Origin of the sequence: Bartonella vinsonii subsp. arupensis OK-94-513, from assembly GCF_000278235.1 — a bacterium.
GTDB classification, from domain to species: Bacteria; Pseudomonadota; Alphaproteobacteria; order Rhizobiales; family Rhizobiaceae; genus Bartonella; species Bartonella arupensis.
This window is the reverse complement of record NZ_JH725037.1, coordinates 496,455-516,082: the sequence shown is the minus strand read 5'-3', so window position 1 is coordinate 516,082 and position 19,628 is coordinate 496,455. Positions and strand designations below refer to the sequence as shown.

Sequence of the window (19,628 nt, the reverse complement as noted above, 5' to 3'; positions counted from 1 at the left end):
GAAAAGCTCGAGATCATGTTTAGCCATGAAATACATCTATCAAAAATGTCTCAGAACGTAATGCTAAAACGCTGCTTTCACAAAAGACACAACATGCAATCTATTCATCTGCAAAAATAAAAAGATAAAGGTTTCTACTCGCTCTCCACAAAGGAAGGTTTATCTTTTACATGACTTTGATAAAGAGGAAGTCTCATAGTTTTAAGAATTGTTCCATAAGGGATGAGCATCAAAAAACTCATAACAACTTTTACTAAAAAATCGCCAAAAGCAAGTGAGAGCCAAACTGGAACCTCAAGCCCGAAGAAAACCACACTTCCAAAGAGCGAACTACTCGTATAACCCGTCATCTGATCGATAAAAGTAAAAAGGCCACAAAAAGCAAGAGAGAAAAATAAAACGGTATCCAGAGCTGAACCAACCAATGCTGCTGCTAAAGGTGCTTTCCACCATGCTTTACGCCGTAAAGGAGTAAAAACAACAATATCGAGAAGTTGTCCAAATAAGAATGCTAAGCTAGAGGCAATTGCAAGCCGCGGTGTTGCCAAAATCCAAGAAACACAAACACCAGAACAAAAACCAGCGTAAACCACACGCCGCGCTGCCGCTGGACCATAAAAACGATTGGTTAAATCATTGATCAGAAAAGCAATCGGATAAGTAAAAGCACCGTAGGTTAACAATTCATTTAAATCAAACCAATAGACAGGGTACTGAACCAAAATATTAGAAGCAGTAACAGTAAGACACATTGCAAAGATAGAGAAAGCAATAAAGTTTCTCTCTTGCTGTGGAAATAAAAGATCGGGCGCTGAAGACATTTTTTTTAACCTGGGATATGGAACCAATAAAATACAGCGATCAAATGAGCAAATAGCTTAAAAACAACACCCCCTCAGCATAAAGAGAGGTTGATCCAACTTTATAATAGACAAAGAGGATTAAGCTGCTTGCTCAGCCGCATGTTCAGCTTTTTTCTTAATAATTTGGCGTTTTAACAAACGCGCACGTTGCGACAATTCCTTATCATCAGCTTTGATCAAAAAGCTATCAAGGCCACCGCGATGCTCAACAGAACGCAAAGCACTTGCCGAAACGCGCAAGCGATAACTTTGCTGCAACACTTCAGAAATCAATGTCACATTACAAAGATTTGGTAAAAAACGACGACGGGTTTTATTGTTCGCATGGCTAACATTATTACCATAAAGAACAGTTTTCCCTGTCAATTCGCAGGCACGAGACATAAACTTCACCTTTAAACTCTAAGAAACTCTTAAATCTCAACAGCCGAAAAATAGAATAAACGCAAAAAGCGTACTACACTCCCTTGAACGGCATTACTGAGAAGTTGTTTTTCTAATAGGGTTTCGATAACAAAAGGTCAAGTCTTTTATAAAGCCTTTTGCATCTCATGTTCACTAATTTGCATCATTTCCCATGAAAGATGTAGAAAATATTTTTTTTAATACTTAATCATGTTAAAAGAATATGAGTATTCTAGAAGGAAGCGTTAATCATGAGCAAAACCATCTCCTCCATGACAGAGCTTCAACAAAAACACTCTCGTTTTTCTTCACTTTTGTTTGGTATTTTATGTACGTGTTTTTTTCTTCTCTTTAGTGCATTGGGTGTATGGCAAATACAACGATTAAACTGGAAAACAAATCTTATTACCAGTGCTCATCAGCGTATTCATTTGCCTCCCATAAAAGCACCCCCGCAAAATCAATGGAAGTACGTTACTTTTGAGAAAGATGAATACCGCCCTGTTATCATTACAGGAAAATTTTTGACAGATAAAAATATTTTTGTCACTGCTGTTACTCAAGATACCACGGGCTACTGGGTTTTAACCCCTCTACAAACAGCCGACAACACACTGACCTTTGTAAATCGTGGTTTTATTCCCATGGATGCACGCCATGACTTCCAAAACGCAGAGCAATCACACACTGGTGCCACTCCTCAACAATATTCTGTTCCAAACACAGAGCAAACTACGATTATAGGTTTGTTACGGATGAGCGAAAAAAATGGATTTTTTCCACGCAAAAACAATCCGGACACCAATTTATGGTATACACGTGATCTCCCTGCTATGGCACAAAGGCTTGGTTTATCTAGCGTTGCCCCTTATTTTATTGACGCCGGTAAAAAAACAGCTCCGCAAAAAAACTTACCGATTGCTGGCTTAACTGTTGTACACTTTCGAAACAATCACCTTGTCTATGCTCTTACGTGGTTTACTTTAGCTGCTGGTGTTCTAGGGGGCTCTCTTTTCCTGCTACGACAAAAAAGCTAAAAAAACACAAAGCAAAATCCCCGCCTCATGAAACATGTATAGTTAAATGGCTTTTCTTTAAGAACCACGCAGTTCACAACAAAATACAAACCTGTTGCGTTGAAAATTACACTCACCACTCCCTTTTTCAAAAAAGCGCACACGCGAACAACACTCAAGCACATAAGTGCCTTCTTACAAGTGTTGTTTTAAATATACCCAAAATGAAAAAAACGCTCGACCACAAGACACCGCTTGTGCTCACTAAAACAGTCTCTTAGATGTTATTATAAACAAATCTTAAAAAGACTTACGGGAATAATACCGCGCAATTGAATTAATATTACCACGATAAATGCCAAGATCATTCAATTCATCTGTTGAGAGATGACTTAACGCATTAACTGTCCGCCGATAACGGCGCCAATTACTATAAGAACGTAGAATACTCATACTTTTTACCCCAAACCTCAATTGGTTCTCACTGGGATATAATGTAGAGCAAATTACAAAAAAGAGTCGTGCTATAACTTCATAACAGATATGCGCTTACCACATGAGAAACTTTTCTCATTCAAAAAAGGCAAGCTACAAAACATTAATGGCGAAAATGCCGCACACCTGTAAAAACCATAGCTAAACCGTGGGCATCGGCTGCTGCAATAACTTCTTCATCACGCATTGATCCACCCGGCTGAATAACAGCTGTTGCACCAGCTTCAACCGCTGCCAAGAGACCATCTGCAAAAGGAAAAAATGCATCTGATGCAACTACAGACCCTTTTGCAGGAGATTCTGTTAGTCCTGCTCTTTCAGCGCTTTCTTCAGCTTTACGCGCAGCAATTTTTGCTGAATCAACACGGCTCATTTGGCCGGCACCAATCCCAACAGTTGCGCTATTTTTTACATAAACAATAGCATTTGACTTCACATGTTTCACCACCCGAAAAGCAAATTGCAGATCACGCATTTCCTCTTGAGTTGGTGCCCGCTTTGTCACCACTTTCAGATTGAGATCATCAACCACCATATTATCACGCGATTGTACTAAAATCCCACCCGCAAGCGTTTTAGCAATAAGCCCTCCACAACGTGGATCAGGGACACCCCCTGTTACCAACAAACGTAGGTTTTTCTTCCTCGCAATAATTTCACGTGCTGCCATTGTTGCATCAGGAGCAATAATGACCTCCGTGAAAATCTTGACAATCTCTTCTGCACATTCTTCATCAAGGATTTGATTTAACGCAACAATTCCACCAAATGCCGAGACATTATCACACATAAGAGCTTTCAGATAAGCCTCTTTCAAATTCTGTCCTTCTGCAACACCACAAGGGTTTGCATGTTTAATAAGAGCAACAGCAGCAGTTTTTTGAGGATCAAATTCTGCTACAAGTTCAAATGCCGCATCTGTATCATTCATATTGTTATAAGAGAGTTCTTTACCTTGCAAAAGTTTGGCTGTTGCAACGCCAAAACGTTTCTCACGACTGCGATAAAATGCCGCCCGTTGATGCGGATTTTCCCCATAGCGCATAACGCTTTCAAGATGACCAGAAAAACTTTGCCACGCTGGAGTTTCAACTTTTAAATCCTGTGCAAACCATGCCGCTATCGCCGTATCATAAGCAGCTGTGTGTGCATAAGCACGCATTGCTAACTGACGTCGCATAGATAAGCTTAAACATCCCTCATGCTTTTTTAATTCAGCAAGAACCACATCATAATCACTCACCGCTGTAACAACGCCCGTATAAGCATGATTTTTTGCGGCAGCGCGAATCATTGCTGGTCCACCAATATCAATATTTTCTAGGATTGTTTGTCCATCAGCTCCAGATTGAGAAGTCTCTTCAAAAGGATACAGATTGACCACCAGAAGATCGATTCCATGGATACCGTGCTTTTCCATAGCAGCGGCATGGCTAGGATCCTGCCTTACACCTAAGAGAGCTCCATGAATCAAAGGATGAAGTGTTTTAACACGCCCATCCATTATTTCCGGAAATCCTGTAATTTCAGCAACATCTTTGACAGCCAAACCAGCCGCCATTAGGGCTTTGGCTGTTCCTCCTGTTGAAATCAATTCAACACCATAAGCATGAAGCGTTTGTGCAAATGTAACCAAACCTGTTTTATCCGATACAGAAAGAAGAACACGACGAACCCGATGAAGATCAGGTACGGGAAAATTTTTTGCAACAATACCCATAAAAAGAAATCCTAAAAATAAAAACGGTAACAATTTGAGAAAACGCGCTTATGCATTTTATAGCACATGCCTTTATCAAAATACACTGAAAGAAGAGAACATCTTTTTAAGCACAAAGAATGATTTTATCTTTCTTTGTGTTATAAAAAAATCCAATCATTGTTTCATTGACGGCATGTAAAACGCCAACGAACTTTTTCTTGGAATGCAGGACGAAAATACAAAACGATCTGTTGTGTGCGTTGCGGACCATTAAGTTCAGCAAAATCAATCGAATCTTCAAGAAAAATATCAGCGTCAGGTGATATAAAATACCACTCTTGTCCACCTCTAGCAGCTAAACATACACCGTTGCCATCATAGTTAACCTCAATTTGCGGATGAAGATGAAATCGAACAGCAACATTATTCTGTTCATTTTGATCAGCCTTATGTCTTTTTGAAAGCCCTCTGGGCGGCATAAAAAAGCGATCAAAACCCTCGATCATTTTTCCATTTGTTGCTAAAATAAGACCACGCTCATGAACAAGATTAAAGGCTTGCACATAGCCATCATGGCTTGCAATAAAACCAGTTTTCTCTGAATCCTCTATACGGCGTACTTTAACATCCGTTGGTCCATCAAGCAAAAGTGAGGCGCCCCGCTTCCTTTTTTTATGAAAAATGCCCACCGAACAATCATTAACCGTTGCCGTTGAATGTGCTGCAGTGACACGTCCGAAATGTCGATATTCTTCACGCCCATAAGGATTAACACCCGTATTGATAATAAAGCGGCTCCCTCGAGAAGACATTTCAAAAGATAAACATCCAGACCCAGCATGTTGTGCAACAGAGCGTGGTGGAAATTTTCCTGTATCGGCAAGCACTGTCGTTTTATTGGCTTGTAAACGCTGAAATCCTGAATAACGTGCATAACTAAAAGGATGTCCAGCTGTTTCATCAAGATCTAAAACTGTTGATAAACGTTCACAGACAAGTGGTCCAACCCCATTAAAATGCGCCAATGTTTGGTCCTCATGAATAAAAAACCGTAAAGCTGGCAACATACGCTCAACAGAATCAATGAGGATACGTGGTGCTTTTTCATAACTATGTACAAAAAGATGACGTAAAGACAACAAATCCGATAACAAGTCGAGTAAGATAGCTGGACTCCGTGAAATATGACCACCATCAACCAAGATCTGACGCGAAAGTTCCTCCACAAGAAAGGTCTGCACTTTCTTTTTCATTGCTGCAGAAACAGGCAAAGCAAGAGAGGCAAATGTCAAAGCAACAGCAGCTTGTAAACGTTGTTCATTGTTTTCCATACTATAAATCGTTATGCGCAAATAACGAAATTGAAAACCAAGTGCGCGTAAAAAGCGTTTTTCAAACCGCTCACTTGCTCCTTGCAACAACATTTTCGAATGACAAATCCACGACATTAAACGCCGCGCCACAACCGGAGCACTCCAAGCGAGCCCCTTAACTTTTTTGCCACCATGGTCAAGCCAATCTTCTAAGAGAGAACGTGCATGTGCTACAGCTAAATCACTCTCTGCTGCCGCCATATGTCTCAACCAATGAAAATCATGAAGAGCCGCCTCCCATTCTGGCGTTGGTGAAACCAACGCAAAAGGTGAAACCGCACCAGCGTGAACAACATGACCAGCAAAAGCAAAACGACCATGATAAAATTCATGCGCCATCATCGGATTCGCGAGATGCAAATCAATGGGATGCGCTAAAATCTTATGGGGACGAAATCCTGAAAATCGCCAACGAAACAGAGGACCAACGGATAAACGCCGTATAAATTGGTGTATCATATACACAAAGTCCGACGCCTTTGTCTGAGGACCTTTTAACGCAACCGCCACAATCTCATCTCCGTACATACCGAATCGTGCACAATTTCAGCCATTTTAGTAAATGAACCGTTAATTAAGCCACTTTCCGCAAGCGCGCTGCAAAAAAACCATCCATTCCTAAAAACAGATCATTCTCAGCATCAAAGCTTTGATGACAAAAATCCGCAGGTGTTGTTCGTAAAGTTCCCTGAAGTGAGAGCAAATGCGCCAAAGCGCCCATTTCTTCCCTGCCAATAGGCTCTAAAACAATGTCATCACGTTCCGATAAAATTTTCTCAATGAGATCTTCACCTTCTTCCCTTGCTAGGGAACAATTGGAAAAAACAATACGCCCCCCTTTCTTTACCAAAGCAATTGCCGCTGAAAGCAAATCATATTGCAACGCTGCTAACTTGGCGATATCGCCCATTGATTTTGTCCATAAAATATCCGGATGACGACGTATTGTTCCTGTAGAAGAACAAGGAGCATCAAGAAGAACAGCATCAAAAAGCTGTTGGGGTTGAAAATTTCTTACATCCCCCTGCCAAATGCGGACTGTAAAATGAAGCCGCTCCATATTTGCCTTTAAACGCGCTACCCGATTAGCAGAGAGTTCAACCGCTGTCACATCAGCCCCTTGCAAAGCCAATTGTGCTGTTTTTCCCCCAGGGCTCGCACAAAGATCAGCAACCTTTTTTCCCCGTATATTGCCAAGTAAGTAAGCAGGCAACGCCGCCGCAAAATCCTGAACCCACCAAGCCCCCTCTGTATAGCCTGGTAGATCGCTAACAGAACAATCCAAACCACTCATCCGAATGGAACCATTGGGCAAAACAATACCCCCAAGCTGTTTAGCCCACTCAACACTATCGGATTTAACTGTCAAATCGAGAGGAGGTTCAAGACTTTGAATTGTCAAAATTTGATCAGCTTTTTCTTTTCCGTAAGTTGAAACCAAAAGCTGTCCAAACCATTCCGGCACCCCTTCAATGGTAGGGACTTGTTGACGTAAAAAATCTGCCTCACGTGCAACATTTCGTAAAAGAGCATTCACCACCCCTGAAAAACGGTGCATACGGGGATCAAGTTTAGCCACACGCACAGCTAAATCAATAGCAGCATGATCCGGGACATCAAGGTAAAGAATTTGTGCCACACCAACATGCAAAAGATGCTGAAGTGAAAGGGCTTGAGAGGGCAAAGGCCGCTTTAAAAAGCGTGATAAAGCAGCTATAATCTGCCCTCTATGACGCAATGCCGCTATCAAAATGGCTCGACACAATGAGCGATCTCGATGTGAAAGTCCCAAATATTGTGGATGTCCATGTTCATTATCTGTTAAACCAGAAAGAGATGCATGCTTATCAAGCACCGCCCCTAGGAGACGAACACACAACTGCCGAACAGCTAATCCAGGAACATTTTTTTCGGACACATGCCCCGCTTTCTTGTGTTTCAAAACAATACCTTTACGTCTTTGCCCTCTTAAGAGCTTTATAATCAAGATCTCTTTTTATCTTCGTAACGAAGCCAAGAAGGACGTTTTGTAACGCGCTGAAAAGCATTTTTTCCCTGACTATCTAAAATATCGGCTGGAGCACTCTGACTGAAATCTTCATAATCCAAGCCCTTGCTTTTTTCATGCAAGCTGCCTTCTTCATTCCAACCCATACTTTTGACCATTTTTCCCTTCATCTCTTCTGCTTGCTGATAAAGAGCAGCAATACGATTTGCCGTCGCCGGATGGGTAGAAAAAAGGCTATCAGCTCCTTCACCGCTCAAGGGATTGATAATAAACATATGTGCTGTTGCTGGATTATGCTCTGCCTCCTCATTATATACCCCATGTCCGCCATCAGCAATTTTACGCAACGCAGAAGCCAACCATAACGGATTACCACATATTTCAGCTCCTCGGCGATCGGCAGCATATTCACGCGTGCGACTAATAGCCATTTGCACCAGCATCGCTGCAAAAGGCGCCACAAGCAAAGCAATCACACCCCCAAGCCCTCCACCATGAGAATGTTCTGAAGAATTACGTGTTCCCCCCATAAAAAAAGCGAAATTCCCAAGCATTGAAATTGCTCCCGCAATCGTTGCAGTCAACGTCATTGTTAACGTATCACGATGCTCAATATGTGCTAACTCGTGTGCCATAACACCGGCAATTTCCTCTGCACTCAACTGCTCTAACAATCCAGTACTTGCAGCAACAGCCGCATTTTGAGGATTGCGTCCCGTGGCAAAAGCATTTGGCTGTGCACTCTCAATAACATAAACTTTTGGTTGAGGAAGAGAAGCTTTCCTAGCTAAATCTCTTACAATTTTATAATAAATCGGCGATGAATGCTGATCAACCTCACGCGCACCATACATGCGTAAAACAATTTTATCCGAATTCCAATAAGAAAAAAAATTTAAACCGCTTGCCATCAAAAGTGCAATGATCATACCCCCGCCCCCTCCAACAAGATAACCAACTCCCATAAAAAGAGCGGTCATAAAAGCCAAAAGCATGGCTGTACGCATTATGTTCATTACTCAAAAAACTCCATGATAAAATACAATTTATATTATATGATGGGGTTTTCTTTCTGCTTCTTCAATGGAATAAGGTTAAAATGACTAAAAAAGATGAGCAAACAAGTCAACAAAAAGCAATGCGTGATAAGCAGCAGCAATCCCTCTCTTCCGCAGCACAACGTGCCCTGCATGAAGCTGAAGAAAGACGTAAAAGTGAAACTCACGAAGAAAAGCCTGTAGAAAACGGTGGACGCGGCGGCAAAGATCCTTCACGCTATGGAGACTGGGAAATTAAAGGCCGCGCTATTGATTTTTAAATCAACAAGATTGACTTTAAAAAATCAAACACCCTTCAAAGAAGTTCCGTTTTTGATAAACAAAAACGGACAACAACTATTACTTTATAAAGCTTTTAAAGGCACAACTGATTATATTCTAACAACAATCACGCTTCTTCTGCTCCAGCAGCAGCTTCTTCAGCAGCTTGCTTTGCAGCAGCTATACGTTCTTGTGCTTTTTTGCCAGGCTCACCTTTGTGCGGATTATTGCGCGTTGGACGCTTTTTCAATCCAGCCGCATCCAAAAATCGTAAAACGCGATCTGTTGGCTGCGCCCCTTGGCCAAGCCAATATTGGATACGTTCTTCATCAAGTTTCACACGCGGTCCATCTTTAGGCAACATTGGGTCCCATGCACCAACACGCTCAAGAAACCGCCCATCGCGCGGACTACGAACATCCGCAACAACAATATGATAGTAAGGACGTTTTTTTGAACCTCCACGGGACAAACGAATTTTTAATGCCATATTTTATCTCCTATTGTCAGTCCTGGCTTTCGTTTAAATTGATTTACTTTTTTGTTCTTCAGCAATAATTTCATGCTGCCGCACAACCTCTTTAATGACAAACTTCAAAAATCTTTCAGCAAAATCGGGATCAAAATGACTCTCTTTTGCCAATTGTCGCAACCGTGCGACTTGGCTCTGCTCACGCAGAGGATCAACTGTAGGCAAATCATAACGGGCTTTTAAGTGCCCCACAGCCTTTGTACAACGAAACCGTTCTGCCAAAATGTGAATCAACGCTGCATCAAAATTATCAATGGACGCCCGCAAATGTGCCAATTCATCCAACATTTTTTCCTGCATTATCTTTCCTTCCCTCTCCGCATCTTATTTTTTCTTGGGATGCTGAGGAAAATTTCCCCTATCGGCACTGCTATTGGAAAGACCAGGAAATGTAAGTCCACGCCCTGGAAGACCAGGTAAGACCTTGCCCCCATTACCACTTTCAATTTTTTTTTGAAATGCTGAAAATTGCTTTGAATCAAATCCTGATAAATCAGGGAGTGCTCCGGAATCTCCGCCACCCGCTCCCATACCACCAAGTCCCATCTTAGAACCAAGTGCTCCGAACATTTTCCCCATCAAACCACTCTTGCCTTTACCTCCTATGGCTTTGACCATATCAGCCATTTGGCGATGCATTTTCAAAAGCTTATTAATATCAGCAGCACTTGTACCAGACCCTTTAGCAATCCGTTTCTTGCGGCTATGTTTCAAAACTTCAGGATGAGCGCGCTCTAGAGGTGTCATAGACGAAATAATAGCCAATTGACGATTAAACAAACGGTCATCAAGTCCCGCAGCAGCAATTTGATCTTTTACCTTCCCTAAACCCGGCAACATTCCCATAATGCCGCCCATTCCACCCAGTTTTTTCATTTTATGCAATTGTTCTGCAAGATCATTGAGATCAAATTTTCCAGCCTGCATTTTTTTTGCAAAAGCAGCTGCTTTTTCATGATCCATTGTTTCAGCAGCTTTTTCAACCAAAGAAACAATATCACCCATTCCGAGAATACGATCAGCAATACGACGAGGATGAAACTCCTCCAAAGCATCTATTTTCTCACCGATTCCAATTGCTTTAATCGGCTTTCCTGTAACAGCACGCATTGAAAGAGCGGCACCACCCCGGCCATCACTATCCATACGTGTTAAAATAATTCCTGTAATTCCCACACGCTCATCAAAAGAACGAGCAAGATGAACAGCGTCTTGCCCCGTAAGACTATCAGCAACCAACATAATTTCATGAGGAAGGGAACAAGCTTTAATTTCAGCCAATTCAAGCATCAAAGCTTCATCAATATGGTTACGTCCTGCTGTATCAAGAATCAGCACATCATAACCGCCCAATTTTGCTGCCTGTACTGCACGTGATGCAATATCGACGGGAGACTGCCCTGCAATAATAGGTAAACTTGCAAGTTTTGCCTGTTCTCCTAATTGGCGCAGTTGTTCTTGCGCCGCAGGACGGCGTGTATCTAATGACGCCATAAGAACTTTTTTATTGTGTTTGTCAGTGAAACGCTTTGCAAGCTTTGCTGTTGTCGTTGTTTTTCCGGAACCTTGCAAACCAATCATCATAATAACAACGGGAGCCGGTGCATTTAAATCACTCAAAACGCCTTCATTTCCAAGGACATTAACCAATTCGTCATGAACAATTTTAACAACCATTTGGCCCGGTTTAATTGATTTAACAATTTCGGCTCCAACAGCTTTTTCACGAACCCTATCGGTAAAAGAACGAGCGACATCAAGCGCAACATCGGCTTCTAACAAAGCACGACGAATTTCGCGCAGTGCTTCTGCTACATCCTGATCCGACAAAGCTCCACGCCCTGTCAAATGAGACAGTATGGAACCAAGCCGTTCTTGTAAGGATTCAAACATTCTCTACCTCATTGCTGCATAACAAACAGAGCTGCATAACAAACAAACAAAAATGACATCCAAGAGCGCATCGCGCCGTCGGATGTTGACCTCTGAGATCTCTTTATACCCTTAAACGGGGTCTCAGTCGGTTGCTCCAAATTAATTTGGTCACTGAAAGCTTGTTCTTTCAAACAATAAAACCATACCTTTGTCAAGATTTATCATATAATAGTTTTACTTTTAAAAGTTTATTTTAAAAGAAAGAGAACTTTACACTTTAAAAATTACCCAACCTCAACACGCACAAAACAACTTGTATCTTGTTCTATACTCCACAATTCACCGCTTGAGATATCAAACCAAACTCCGTGTAATGTCAAAACACCCTGATCTTTGCGGGTCTTTATCCATGGAAATGTTTCTAAATTTCTCAACGAATGATAAATAGAAAGCTGCTCTAATGCGATCTGCTGTTCTGGAACAGTCAATGATTTATTGCTCACAACTATTTGCGCTGCTGGTGCTAAAAGGTCAATCCATTGACCAATAAAATCTTTTGATGATAAAGACTTGCACGTCTCTTTAAGAGCAGTACTCACCCCTCCACAATGCGCATGACCAAAAACAACAATATGCTTAACTTCAAGCAATTGTACAGCATATTCAAGAGCTGCAGATGTTGCATGATATTGGTTATCAGGAGAAAAAGGCGGGACTAAATTTGCCACATTGCGCAGTGTAAAAATTTCACCAGGCTTGGCATCAAAAATCGTTTCTGGCACTGCGCGCGAATCACAACATGCAATAACCAAAACTTCAGGTTTCTGCCCTTCAAGCGCCAATTGTTGATAATGTGCCATTTTATATGAAAAATGATTTTTTATAAAGGACCGATAACCGCTTAAAAGTCTTTCTGGCAAATGCGTCATTCTTTACTTACTTTCATTTTGTCTCTTTATATAAAATAGATTCTTAACATATAAAAATACTAAAAATATCCTTTCATCCATGCACAATTACTCCCTTAAGATAACAAATTATTACTATGAAATAGAAGAAACAAGTTTACCTTTCCCCGAATAAATAACTATTCTCTTTAGGCAGAAGGTGTTACAGTGCAAAAAATGATATAATGGTCTACTTCCATGAAGAAAAGACCCCTAAGAGCAAAAAGGGAAGATTATTGTGTTACAACAAAAAGCATCAGAAACAAAAAACAATCAAGATAAAATAGAACAAATCCTTTTTGCTCATACCGATAAAGAAGATATCGCTTGTTACGAAAACAAAGAACTCCAAAAAGCCGCAACCTCTGCTGTTGAGGCTTTTAATCTCCACCAAGCAGGAAAAACAATCATTTGTTTTGAACAAAATTTGACCCGTAACAATAAACCTATAACTGTCATCACGCTCGTAAACGATAACAAGCCCTTCTTGCTCGATTCTATTTTGAATGTCTTCAATCAGAACAAAAATCATATTTATTTGATTGCGCACCCCGTTCTTGATTGTGTCTCCGGACAGCGCATCAGCCTGATGCAAATTCACATCGAGTCTTTAAACGAACAGCAAATACAAAAACTCAAAGAGGAGCTTGCCCTCGTCCTTGAACAGGTCAATGCCGCTGTACAAGACTGGAAATCTATGCTTGAAGAAGTCGAAAAGCATATTCATGCCTATCAAACAAGCCTCCCACAGCACTACAAACAAGAGGGCGAAAAAGCCATTGAATTCCTTAACTGGTTGATGGACAATAATTTCATCTTTCTTGGCATGCGCACTTATCATTTTATCAAAAACCAAGAACCCACAAAAGCCTTTATAGCAAGTGATGTTGAGCTTGGTATTCTTACAGATGCCTCTATCCGCATTATTGGTGATGCACGCGTGGAAGAACCCCCCCAAGAAATCTTATCCTTTATGGAAAGCGATAATTTGCTTATTGTAACAAAAGCGAACAGTCGCTCAAAAATTCATCGTCCTGTTTGGCTCGATTATATTGGTCTTAAAATCTTTGATAAAGAAGACAAGCTGTGTGGAGAATTACGTATTGTAGGATTATTTACCTCCTCAGCTTATACGCGTTCTATTTTGCAAATTCCTTTCTTAAAAGAAAAAGCCAAAACCATCATTCAACGCCTTGGATACAACCGCGCAGACTATTCTGGGAAAGCACTCATCAGTGTTTTAGAAACCTATCCAAGAGACGAAATGTTTCGCTCCGACGTTGAAACATTAACAGAAAATGCCAAACTGATCTTACAATTAGACGAACGTCCTCGTCTACGCGTTCTTGCACATACTGATTCTTTTGGACGTTTTGTTTCTATCCTTGTCTATGTGCCCCGTGATCAATATAGCAGCAACATTCGCGAAAAAATTGGCGAATATTTTGTTGAAACTTATAAAGGTGATTTTTTTGAATCCTATCCGCTATTTTTAGAAAGCACACTCATCCGCGTCCATTATATCATCCATCGTAAAGGAAGCGAAAGTGCCCCTATTATTGAGCGCATGACACTTGAGGAAAACGTTCGTTCCATAGCACAAAGTTGGGAAGACAGTGTTCAAACCATAGCTCAAACCCGCAAAGCGACAGACCAACAAATGCGTCTGGCTAGCCAATTTCCCAACAGCTACCGTGATTTATTTTCCGCTGAAGACGCCATTGAAGATGCAGGTCATATTTTAAGTCTTAATGATAAAAAGCCTCTTTTCGTCACTTTTTATTATGCACACAAAAAAGAAAAACGAAATATTTCTCTGCGGCTTTTTCACCGCCACGAAGCTCTTGCCCTTTCCAAACGTGTACCACTTCTTGAAAATATGGGTTTTCGGGTCATTGCTGAACAAACGCTTGAATTACCAGATAGCAACGGACACTCTGTGTACCTTCATGATATGCAACTAGAAAGCGCTTTCCAACTCTGTATCGATTTTGACAAAAACAATCAAAAGCATGCCGAAACATTCGAAGCAATTTGGTCTCAGAATGCTGATAATGACGCCTTTAATGCTTTAACCCAAACAGCAGCGCTTGATTGGCGTGAGATTGTCATTTTGCGCCATTATGGACGATATCTCCAACAAGCCGGAATTCCTTACTCACAAGATCGCGTTGCTCAAACTTTAAACGCTTACCCTGATATTACCCAAGATCTTTATTCTTTATTTCATTTGAAATTTCATCAAAGCCATACAGAAAAAGAGCGGGAAGAAAATCAACAGATCATTCAACAACGCATTGAAGAAAAATTACAAAATGTATCAGGGCTAGATGATGATCTCATTTTACGCCGTTATCGTAATCTTATTGAGGCAAGTTTACGAACCAATGCCTTTACCCCCCTTCAAGATAGCACCCCACGGCGTATTTTAGCAACCAAATTAGACCCTCGCCAAATTGAAGGTTTGCCTGAACCGCGTCCCTATCGGGAAATTTTTGTTTATGGACCAGAAGTTGAAGGGGTTCATTTGCGTTTTGGTCCTATTGCTCGTGGCGGAATTCGTTGGTCTGATCGTGCACTCGATTATCGCACTGAAGTCTTGAGCTTAGTCAAAGCTCAACAGGTTAAAAATGCTGTTATCGTTCCTGTTGGCGCAAAAGGGGGGTTTTATCCTCATCGCCTTCCTCAAACGAATGACCGTGCTGTCGTAATAGAAGCTGCACGACAAGCTTATATTGACTTTATCACGGCTTTGCTTTCCATCACCGACAATCTGGTTAATGGCAAAATAAGCAATCCACACAATATCATCTGTCATGATGGACACGATCCTTATTTTGTTGTTGCTGCAGATAAAGGCACAGCAACATTTTCTGATACAGCCAACGCTCTCAGCCAAGCGAATCATTTTTGGCTTGATGATGCTTTTGCCTCTGGAGGTTCAGCAGGCTATGACCACAAAGCCATTGGAATTACAGCGAAAGGTGCGTGGGAAGCGGTTAAAAGACATTTTCGAGAATCATTTGATCATGATATTCAAACAACTCCCTTCACCTGTATTGGTGTTGGTGATATGTCTGGTGATGTTTTTGGCAATGGAATGCTTCTTTCCAAACAAACAAAACTTATTGCTGCCTTTGATCACCGCGATATCTTTATCGACCCAAATCCAAACATAACTGAAAGCTATGCAGAGCGTATGCGTCTCTTTCAACTTCCTCGTTCAAGTTGGCAGGACTACGATCAAACAAAATTATCAAAGGGCGGTGGTATTTTCTCACGCACAATGAAAACCATTACTCTTTCACCTGAAGCCGCACAAGCTATTGGTTTTGAAAAACAAACCGGAACCCCCTTTGAAATTATCTCTGCACTTCTCAAAGCACCCGTTGATCTTTTGTGGTTTGGCGGCATTGGCACTTATATCCGTGCAACAACAGAAACGGATGCACAAGTAGGGGATCGTGCAAATGATGCAATACGCATTACTGGTGACCAAGTTCGTGCAAAAGTCATTGGTGAAGGAGCTAATCTTGGTGTTACACAACGTGGTCGGATTGAATATGTCTTAAATGGAGGGCGTTGCAATACGGACGCCATTGATAACTCCGCAGGTGTTAATTGTTCAGATGTTGAGGTCAATATCAAAATTGTTCTAGCATCAGCACTTCGAGCAAAAACGCTTACACGCGAAGCTCGTAATGAACTCTTGAAAGAAATGACTCCACAAGTTGAACAATTAGTTCTACGCAACAATTATCTACAACCCCTTGCTCTTTCTTTAGCTGAAAGCCAAAGTGTTTCGGATTTGCCTTATCAAATACGCTTTATGCATGATTTGGAACAGAAAAAACTTTTAGATCGCAGAGTTGAAATTCTCCCTGATGAACAAACTTTGCGGCAAAGAACAACACAAGGCCAAGGACTTCTGCGTCCAGAACTCGCCGTTCTTTTGGCATATGCTAAATTAACCCTCAAAGAAGAAATCGCCCACAGCCCCATTGTGGATGAGCGTTATTTTGATACAATTTTGTTGCACTATTTTCCAACGCAAACTCAAACAAACTTTGAGAAAGAAATCATTCATCATCAATTACGTCGTAATATTATTGCAACTCTCATCGCCAATGATATTGTGAATCGCGGTGGACCTACTTTTGTTAATCGCCTCCAAGATGCAACAGAACAAAAGATTGAAAATATTATTCGCGTTTTCATCACACTGTGCGATGGTTTTGAAATATCTCAATTATCTGATCAAATTGATAAGCTGGATAATAAAATACCGGGTCTTGTCCAAAACAAATTCTACGCAGCCATTACGTCAATGCTTTTTGAAACAACAAATTGGGGATTGCGTAATATGGATCTTTCGATTCCATTAGAAGAACTTGTGAAAACAATGAAGCAAGCCCGTACTGTTATTGAAAAACTGCTGTCATATTCCAATGACAAGGATATTAATCAAAAAATTAGAGAAAAAACGATACATTATAGAGAAGAAGGAGCAGCTGAAGCTTTAGCAAAACAATTGGCTCTCTTGGAAGCTGCTCCCATAATTTGTGACATTTCTTTTATTGCAAAACAAAGCAACAGTGATCTTATTAAAACCGCAGAGATTTATTTCTCACTTGCTCAAATCATCCGTATAAACCGCATTAATGAAGCAAGTCGAACAATTCCTGTACTTGATTATTATGATAGTATGGCCTTAAGCCAAGCTAAAGAAAACATTGCTGAAAGCTTACGAAAAATTGTTATGAAAATCCTGAAAGATTATGGAGCAAAGGAAGATCCGTTCGCAGCTTGGAGCCAAACAAAAGAAGACCAAATTCACAATGTAACAAATCGCATTGGTGCTCTCATTGAAAATGATCTTAATATTTCTCGATTTACTTTCGCAGCAGGGATGATTGCGCAACTTTAAAATACACCTCAGACTTAGAATAAAGCAAGACAGCTAAGTTTTTAAACCCTCATTTCTCCCATCCATGGGGGAATAACCAAGGGGAAAATCTGGTTGCCATTTACATTTTGAGGCAGAGAACTTAAAAGACTTTATTTTAGCAGGTAGATTGATGGCATAACTTTAAGATACAACTTAAACTTAAAGTGGAGTAATGCGTCCTAGTTTTAAAAACCCTAATTTTGCCCATCCATGGGTAATCACCAAGGGGAGAACGGGGTTACCATCTGCACTTTTAGGCATCACACCCAAAACAAAAAATAAAGCTTGCAGATTGTTAGCTTGCTCAGGAAACAAACGCTGCAGAGTCGTAAGAAGCTCCATATGCTTCACAAAGACAAGCTCAAAGTTTGCTGTTAAATATCCTTCATCATCAAAGGAAAAAGGTCCACTGACACGCAATACGCCACCTGTATGAAAAATCAACTCACCGTGCTCTAAAAGTCCACTTTTCCCATATAAGTGCTTTTTCCAACTGTCTTTTCCATTTTCAAATAAATGACCCATATCATTGAAAATCCATTTCAAATTGCCATCAATTTTTGGAAAATCAACAAAATAAGGTGCAAACAACAGAGAAGAATCAAAATCATCGAAAGTAATATGCCCCGATAAATGATTCTTTTCATGTTTAAGATCGAGTCGAAAAAATTCTGCTGTTATTTTTTGGGGCACATTCTCTTGATTTAATAAAGGCACAATCACATCTTGAACATCTGTTAAAGATGTTTGCTCTCCAGCCTTTTCCTGCATTGTATTTTTGTTTTTCGTTTGTGGTTCCAATTTTTCTTGAGGTTTTTGTTCCTCAAAAGAGGCGATGGTGGAAATTTCAAGCCCTTCAACCATCAGTTTAAATGTCTTCCCCGTTCTCCAATAAGGTTCTGTTTCAATCACTAGATTGCGCCAGTGTGATGCGATAGGCGTTTTTCCAGAAAAAACAATTGATGTAGGGGAATGAACATTAAACTCTACAAAATGAGGAGCATAAATTGGTGCACCAACCGTTAAACGTTCCGTTGATAGGGAAATCCCGTGCAAAGGCCAAACGAACTGAAATTGATCACAAACAACACCAATACGCAACGGATAACCATTCTTATCCAAATGCTCGCACACAAGCGTCATATCATGAGCAGAGGCCTTAGCGAATAGATTGGAAATATGATCCTCTATTTTACGTGAAAAAAAAACCAGAGTGAGCTGTAAATAAGTACCAGAACAAGACAAAATAGCCCGCAAAGCAAAGTGCTCAAAGAAAGACTTTTCCGTAGTGATGTCAATTGAGAGAACATAGACAAAATGAAAACTTTCCTTATCTCAGATGAACAAATTTCTTAATTTTCACGCCTGTGTAACAGGTACACAAAAGATTTTTTGCAATGCATTTTCAAACCATTGGCTTAAAGCCTGATCATAGATTAAACGACCTTTCAAATGTGCAGAAGCAGGCTGAGCCCCTTTTTCGGTCAATTTATGTGCTGAACGAACCACTAAACGCCGCATCATAGCACGTGTGAATTCAGCATGAAATTGCAAACCCCACGCATTTTTCCCATAACGAAACGCTTGTGTAGGATATGTATGTCCTGTTGCTAAAAGCACCGCCTCCTTAGGTAAATCATAAATCCCTTCATCATGAAAATGATAAACCATTTCTGGCCAATTCATCAATGCCTTTCCTTGTGAGGTTGCTTCTAATGGATACCAGCCAACTTCAACAGTTCCATCACTTCTTGTACCAACACGTCCCCCTAGATTTCGTGCTAACATTTGTGCACCAAGACAAATACCCAAAAATGGTTTATTTTCTTTCAGCGATAGGGAAATCCAATCAATTTCCTCACCAATATAGGCATCCTTGTCATTCACACTCATCGGCCCCCCTAAAATAACAACACCAGCATAGTGTTCTAATGTACAGGGGAGCTTTTGTCCAAAAAGAGGGCGATAAACATCAAGCACAAAACCACTTTGTTGCAAGAATTTTCCCAAACGACCAGTATATGTAGAGCGACGATGCATAACCACCGCAATTCTTGGTTTGCACTTTCTTTGCTTTTTATCAAGACACCTTTGATGTAAAAACATTTTTTAACCAATCACTTCTGCAACAAAGTAAAATTTTAT

At 40.7% G+C, this 19,628-nt stretch carries 16 protein-coding genes; 3 read left to right on the top strand and 13 right to left on the bottom strand.

The window, feature by feature from the left end; genetic code table 11:
- Positions 1-134: 134 nt before the first annotated feature.
- Both ME1_RS02080 and rpmB read right to left on the bottom strand, forming a co-directional pair.
- A complete protein-coding gene (locus ME1_RS02080; RefSeq protein ID WP_004862573.1) occupies positions 135-821 on the bottom strand; it encodes a VUT family protein in 687 nt (228 codons plus the stop codon).
- A 120-nt stretch (positions 822-941) separates the two neighbouring features.
- Positions 942-1,247 carry a 50S ribosomal protein L28 gene (rpmB, locus tag ME1_RS02075; RefSeq protein WP_004862571.1) on the bottom strand — a complete coding sequence of 102 codons (306 nt, stop codon included), beginning with the start codon at positions 1,245-1,247 and terminating at the stop codon, positions 942-944.
- A 272-nt stretch (positions 1,248-1,519) separates the two neighbouring features.
- Between rpmB and ME1_RS02070 the strand changes: the two genes are divergently transcribed.
- The gene (locus tag ME1_RS02070; protein ID WP_004862569.1) at positions 1,520-2,305 is read left to right on the top strand and encodes an SURF1 family protein; all 786 of its coding nucleotides are present in this window, start codon (positions 1,520-1,522) and stop codon (positions 2,303-2,305) included.
- Between the two features lie 279 nt (positions 2,306-2,584).
- Here ME1_RS02070 and ME1_RS07755 read toward each other — a convergent pair whose 3' ends face one another.
- From ME1_RS07755 to htpX, 5 genes are all read right to left on the bottom strand, one after another.
- A complete protein-coding gene (locus tag ME1_RS07755) occupies positions 2,585-2,737 on the bottom strand; it encodes a DUF1127 domain-containing protein (RefSeq protein WP_004862567.1) in 153 nt (50 codons plus the stop codon).
- Between the two features lie 145 nt (positions 2,738-2,882).
- Complete coding sequence (gene purH, locus ME1_RS02065) at positions 2,883-4,499, bottom strand: bifunctional phosphoribosylaminoimidazolecarboxamide formyltransferase/IMP cyclohydrolase (RefSeq protein WP_004862566.1); 1,617 nt, start codon at positions 4,497-4,499, stop codon at positions 2,883-2,885.
- Positions 4,500-4,663: 164 nt separating this feature from the next.
- A complete protein-coding gene (locus tag ME1_RS02060) occupies positions 4,664-6,382 on the bottom strand; it encodes a heparinase II/III family protein (protein ID WP_004862564.1) in 1,719 nt (572 codons plus the stop codon).
- Between the two features lie 46 nt (positions 6,383-6,428).
- Positions 6,429-7,796 carry an RsmB/NOP family class I SAM-dependent RNA methyltransferase gene (locus tag ME1_RS02055; protein WP_035011676.1) on the bottom strand — a complete coding sequence of 456 codons (1,368 nt, stop codon included), beginning with the start codon at positions 7,794-7,796 and terminating at the stop codon, positions 6,429-6,431.
- A gap of 41 nt (positions 7,797-7,837) precedes the next feature.
- Entirely contained in the window at positions 7,838-8,878 is a 1,041-nt protein-coding gene (gene htpX / locus ME1_RS02050) for a zinc metalloprotease HtpX (RefSeq protein WP_004862562.1), read from the bottom strand.
- 83 nt (positions 8,879-8,961) lie between these two features.
- Here htpX and ME1_RS02045 point away from each other — a divergent pair, with 83 nt between their 5' ends.
- Positions 8,962-9,180 carry a DUF1674 domain-containing protein gene (locus tag ME1_RS02045; RefSeq protein WP_004862560.1) on the top strand — a complete coding sequence of 73 codons (219 nt, stop codon included), beginning with the start codon at positions 8,962-8,964 and terminating at the stop codon, positions 9,178-9,180.
- A 128-nt stretch (positions 9,181-9,308) separates the two neighbouring features.
- Here the strand turns inward: ME1_RS02045 and rpsP are convergent, their stop codons facing one another.
- The 4 genes from rpsP to ME1_RS02025 all read right to left on the bottom strand — a co-directional run bounded on the left by rpsP (position 9,309) and on the right by ME1_RS02025 (position 12,517).
- Positions 9,309-9,671: a 30S ribosomal protein S16 gene (gene rpsP, locus ME1_RS02040; protein ID WP_004862558.1), complete on the bottom strand. Its 363-nt coding sequence runs from the start codon at positions 9,669-9,671 to the stop codon at positions 9,309-9,311.
- A gap of 33 nt (positions 9,672-9,704) precedes the next feature.
- Positions 9,705-10,013: a chorismate mutase gene (locus ME1_RS02035; protein WP_004862556.1), complete on the bottom strand. Its 309-nt coding sequence runs from the start codon at positions 10,011-10,013 to the stop codon at positions 9,705-9,707.
- A gap of 24 nt (positions 10,014-10,037) precedes the next feature.
- Positions 10,038-11,606 (bottom strand): signal recognition particle protein, encoded by a 1,569-nt coding sequence (gene ffh / locus ME1_RS02030; RefSeq protein WP_004862554.1) that lies wholly within the window; start codon positions 11,604-11,606, stop codon positions 10,038-10,040.
- Between the two features lie 266 nt (positions 11,607-11,872).
- Positions 11,873-12,517: a carbonic anhydrase gene (locus tag ME1_RS02025; protein WP_004862552.1), complete on the bottom strand. Its 645-nt coding sequence runs from the start codon at positions 12,515-12,517 to the stop codon at positions 11,873-11,875.
- A gap of 256 nt (positions 12,518-12,773) precedes the next feature.
- On the opposite strand from ME1_RS02025, the gene ME1_RS02020 reads away from it, so the two are divergent.
- Entirely contained in the window at positions 12,774-17,462 is a 4,689-nt protein-coding gene (locus ME1_RS02020; protein ID WP_004862551.1) for an NAD-glutamate dehydrogenase, read from the top strand.
- Between the two features lie 180 nt (positions 17,463-17,642).
- Here the strand turns inward: ME1_RS02020 and ME1_RS02015 are convergent, their stop codons facing one another.
- Together ME1_RS02015 and ME1_RS02010 are read right to left on the bottom strand one after the other, a co-directional pair.
- Positions 17,643-18,695, bottom strand: coding sequence for a DUF2125 domain-containing protein (locus ME1_RS02015; protein ID WP_196792795.1), 1,053 nt, complete (start codon positions 18,693-18,695; stop codon positions 17,643-17,645).
- A 147-nt stretch (positions 18,696-18,842) separates the two neighbouring features.
- Complete coding sequence (locus ME1_RS02010; RefSeq protein ID WP_004862547.1) at positions 18,843-19,589, bottom strand: glutamine amidotransferase; 747 nt, start codon at positions 19,587-19,589, stop codon at positions 18,843-18,845.
- Between the last annotated feature and the right edge of the window lie 39 nt (positions 19,590-19,628).

Bases quoted from the DNA above. Each gene is read 5' to 3' on its own strand.
- ME1_RS02080 (WP_004862573.1), bottom strand. From the start codon at position 821: ATGTCTTCAGCGCCCGATCTTTTATTTCCACAGCAAGAGAGAAACTTT.
- rpmB (WP_004862571.1), bottom strand. From the start codon at position 1,247: ATGTCTCGTGCCTGCGAATTGACAGGGAAAACTGTTCTTTATGGTAAT.
- ME1_RS02070 (WP_004862569.1), top strand. From the start codon at position 1,520: ATGAGCAAAACCATCTCCTCCATGACAGAGCTTCAACAAAAACACTCT.
- ME1_RS07755 (WP_004862567.1), bottom strand. From the start codon at position 2,737: ATGAGTATTCTACGTTCTTATAGTAATTGGCGCCGTTATCGGCGGACA.
- purH (WP_004862566.1), bottom strand. From the start codon at position 4,499: ATGGGTATTGTTGCAAAAAATTTTCCCGTACCTGATCTTCATCGGGTT.
- ME1_RS02060 (WP_004862564.1), bottom strand. From the start codon at position 6,382: ATGTACGGAGATGAGATTGTGGCGGTTGCGTTAAAAGGTCCTCAGACA.
- htpX (WP_004862562.1), bottom strand. From the start codon at position 8,878: ATGAACATAATGCGTACAGCCATGCTTTTGGCTTTTATGACCGCTCTT.
- ME1_RS02045 (WP_004862560.1), top strand. From the start codon at position 8,962: ATGACTAAAAAAGATGAGCAAACAAGTCAACAAAAAGCAATGCGTGAT.
- rpsP (WP_004862558.1), bottom strand. From the start codon at position 9,671: ATGGCATTAAAAATTCGTTTGTCCCGTGGAGGTTCAAAAAAACGTCCT.
- ME1_RS02035 (WP_004862556.1), bottom strand. From the start codon at position 10,013: ATGCAGGAAAAAATGTTGGATGAATTGGCACATTTGCGGGCGTCCATT.
- ffh (WP_004862554.1), bottom strand. From the start codon at position 11,606: ATGTTTGAATCCTTACAAGAACGGCTTGGTTCCATACTGTCTCATTTG.
- ME1_RS02025 (WP_004862552.1), bottom strand. From the start codon at position 12,517: ATGACGCATTTGCCAGAAAGACTTTTAAGCGGTTATCGGTCCTTTATA.
- ME1_RS02010 (WP_004862547.1), bottom strand. From the start codon at position 19,589: ATGTTTTTACATCAAAGGTGTCTTGATAAAAAGCAAAGAAAGTGCAAA.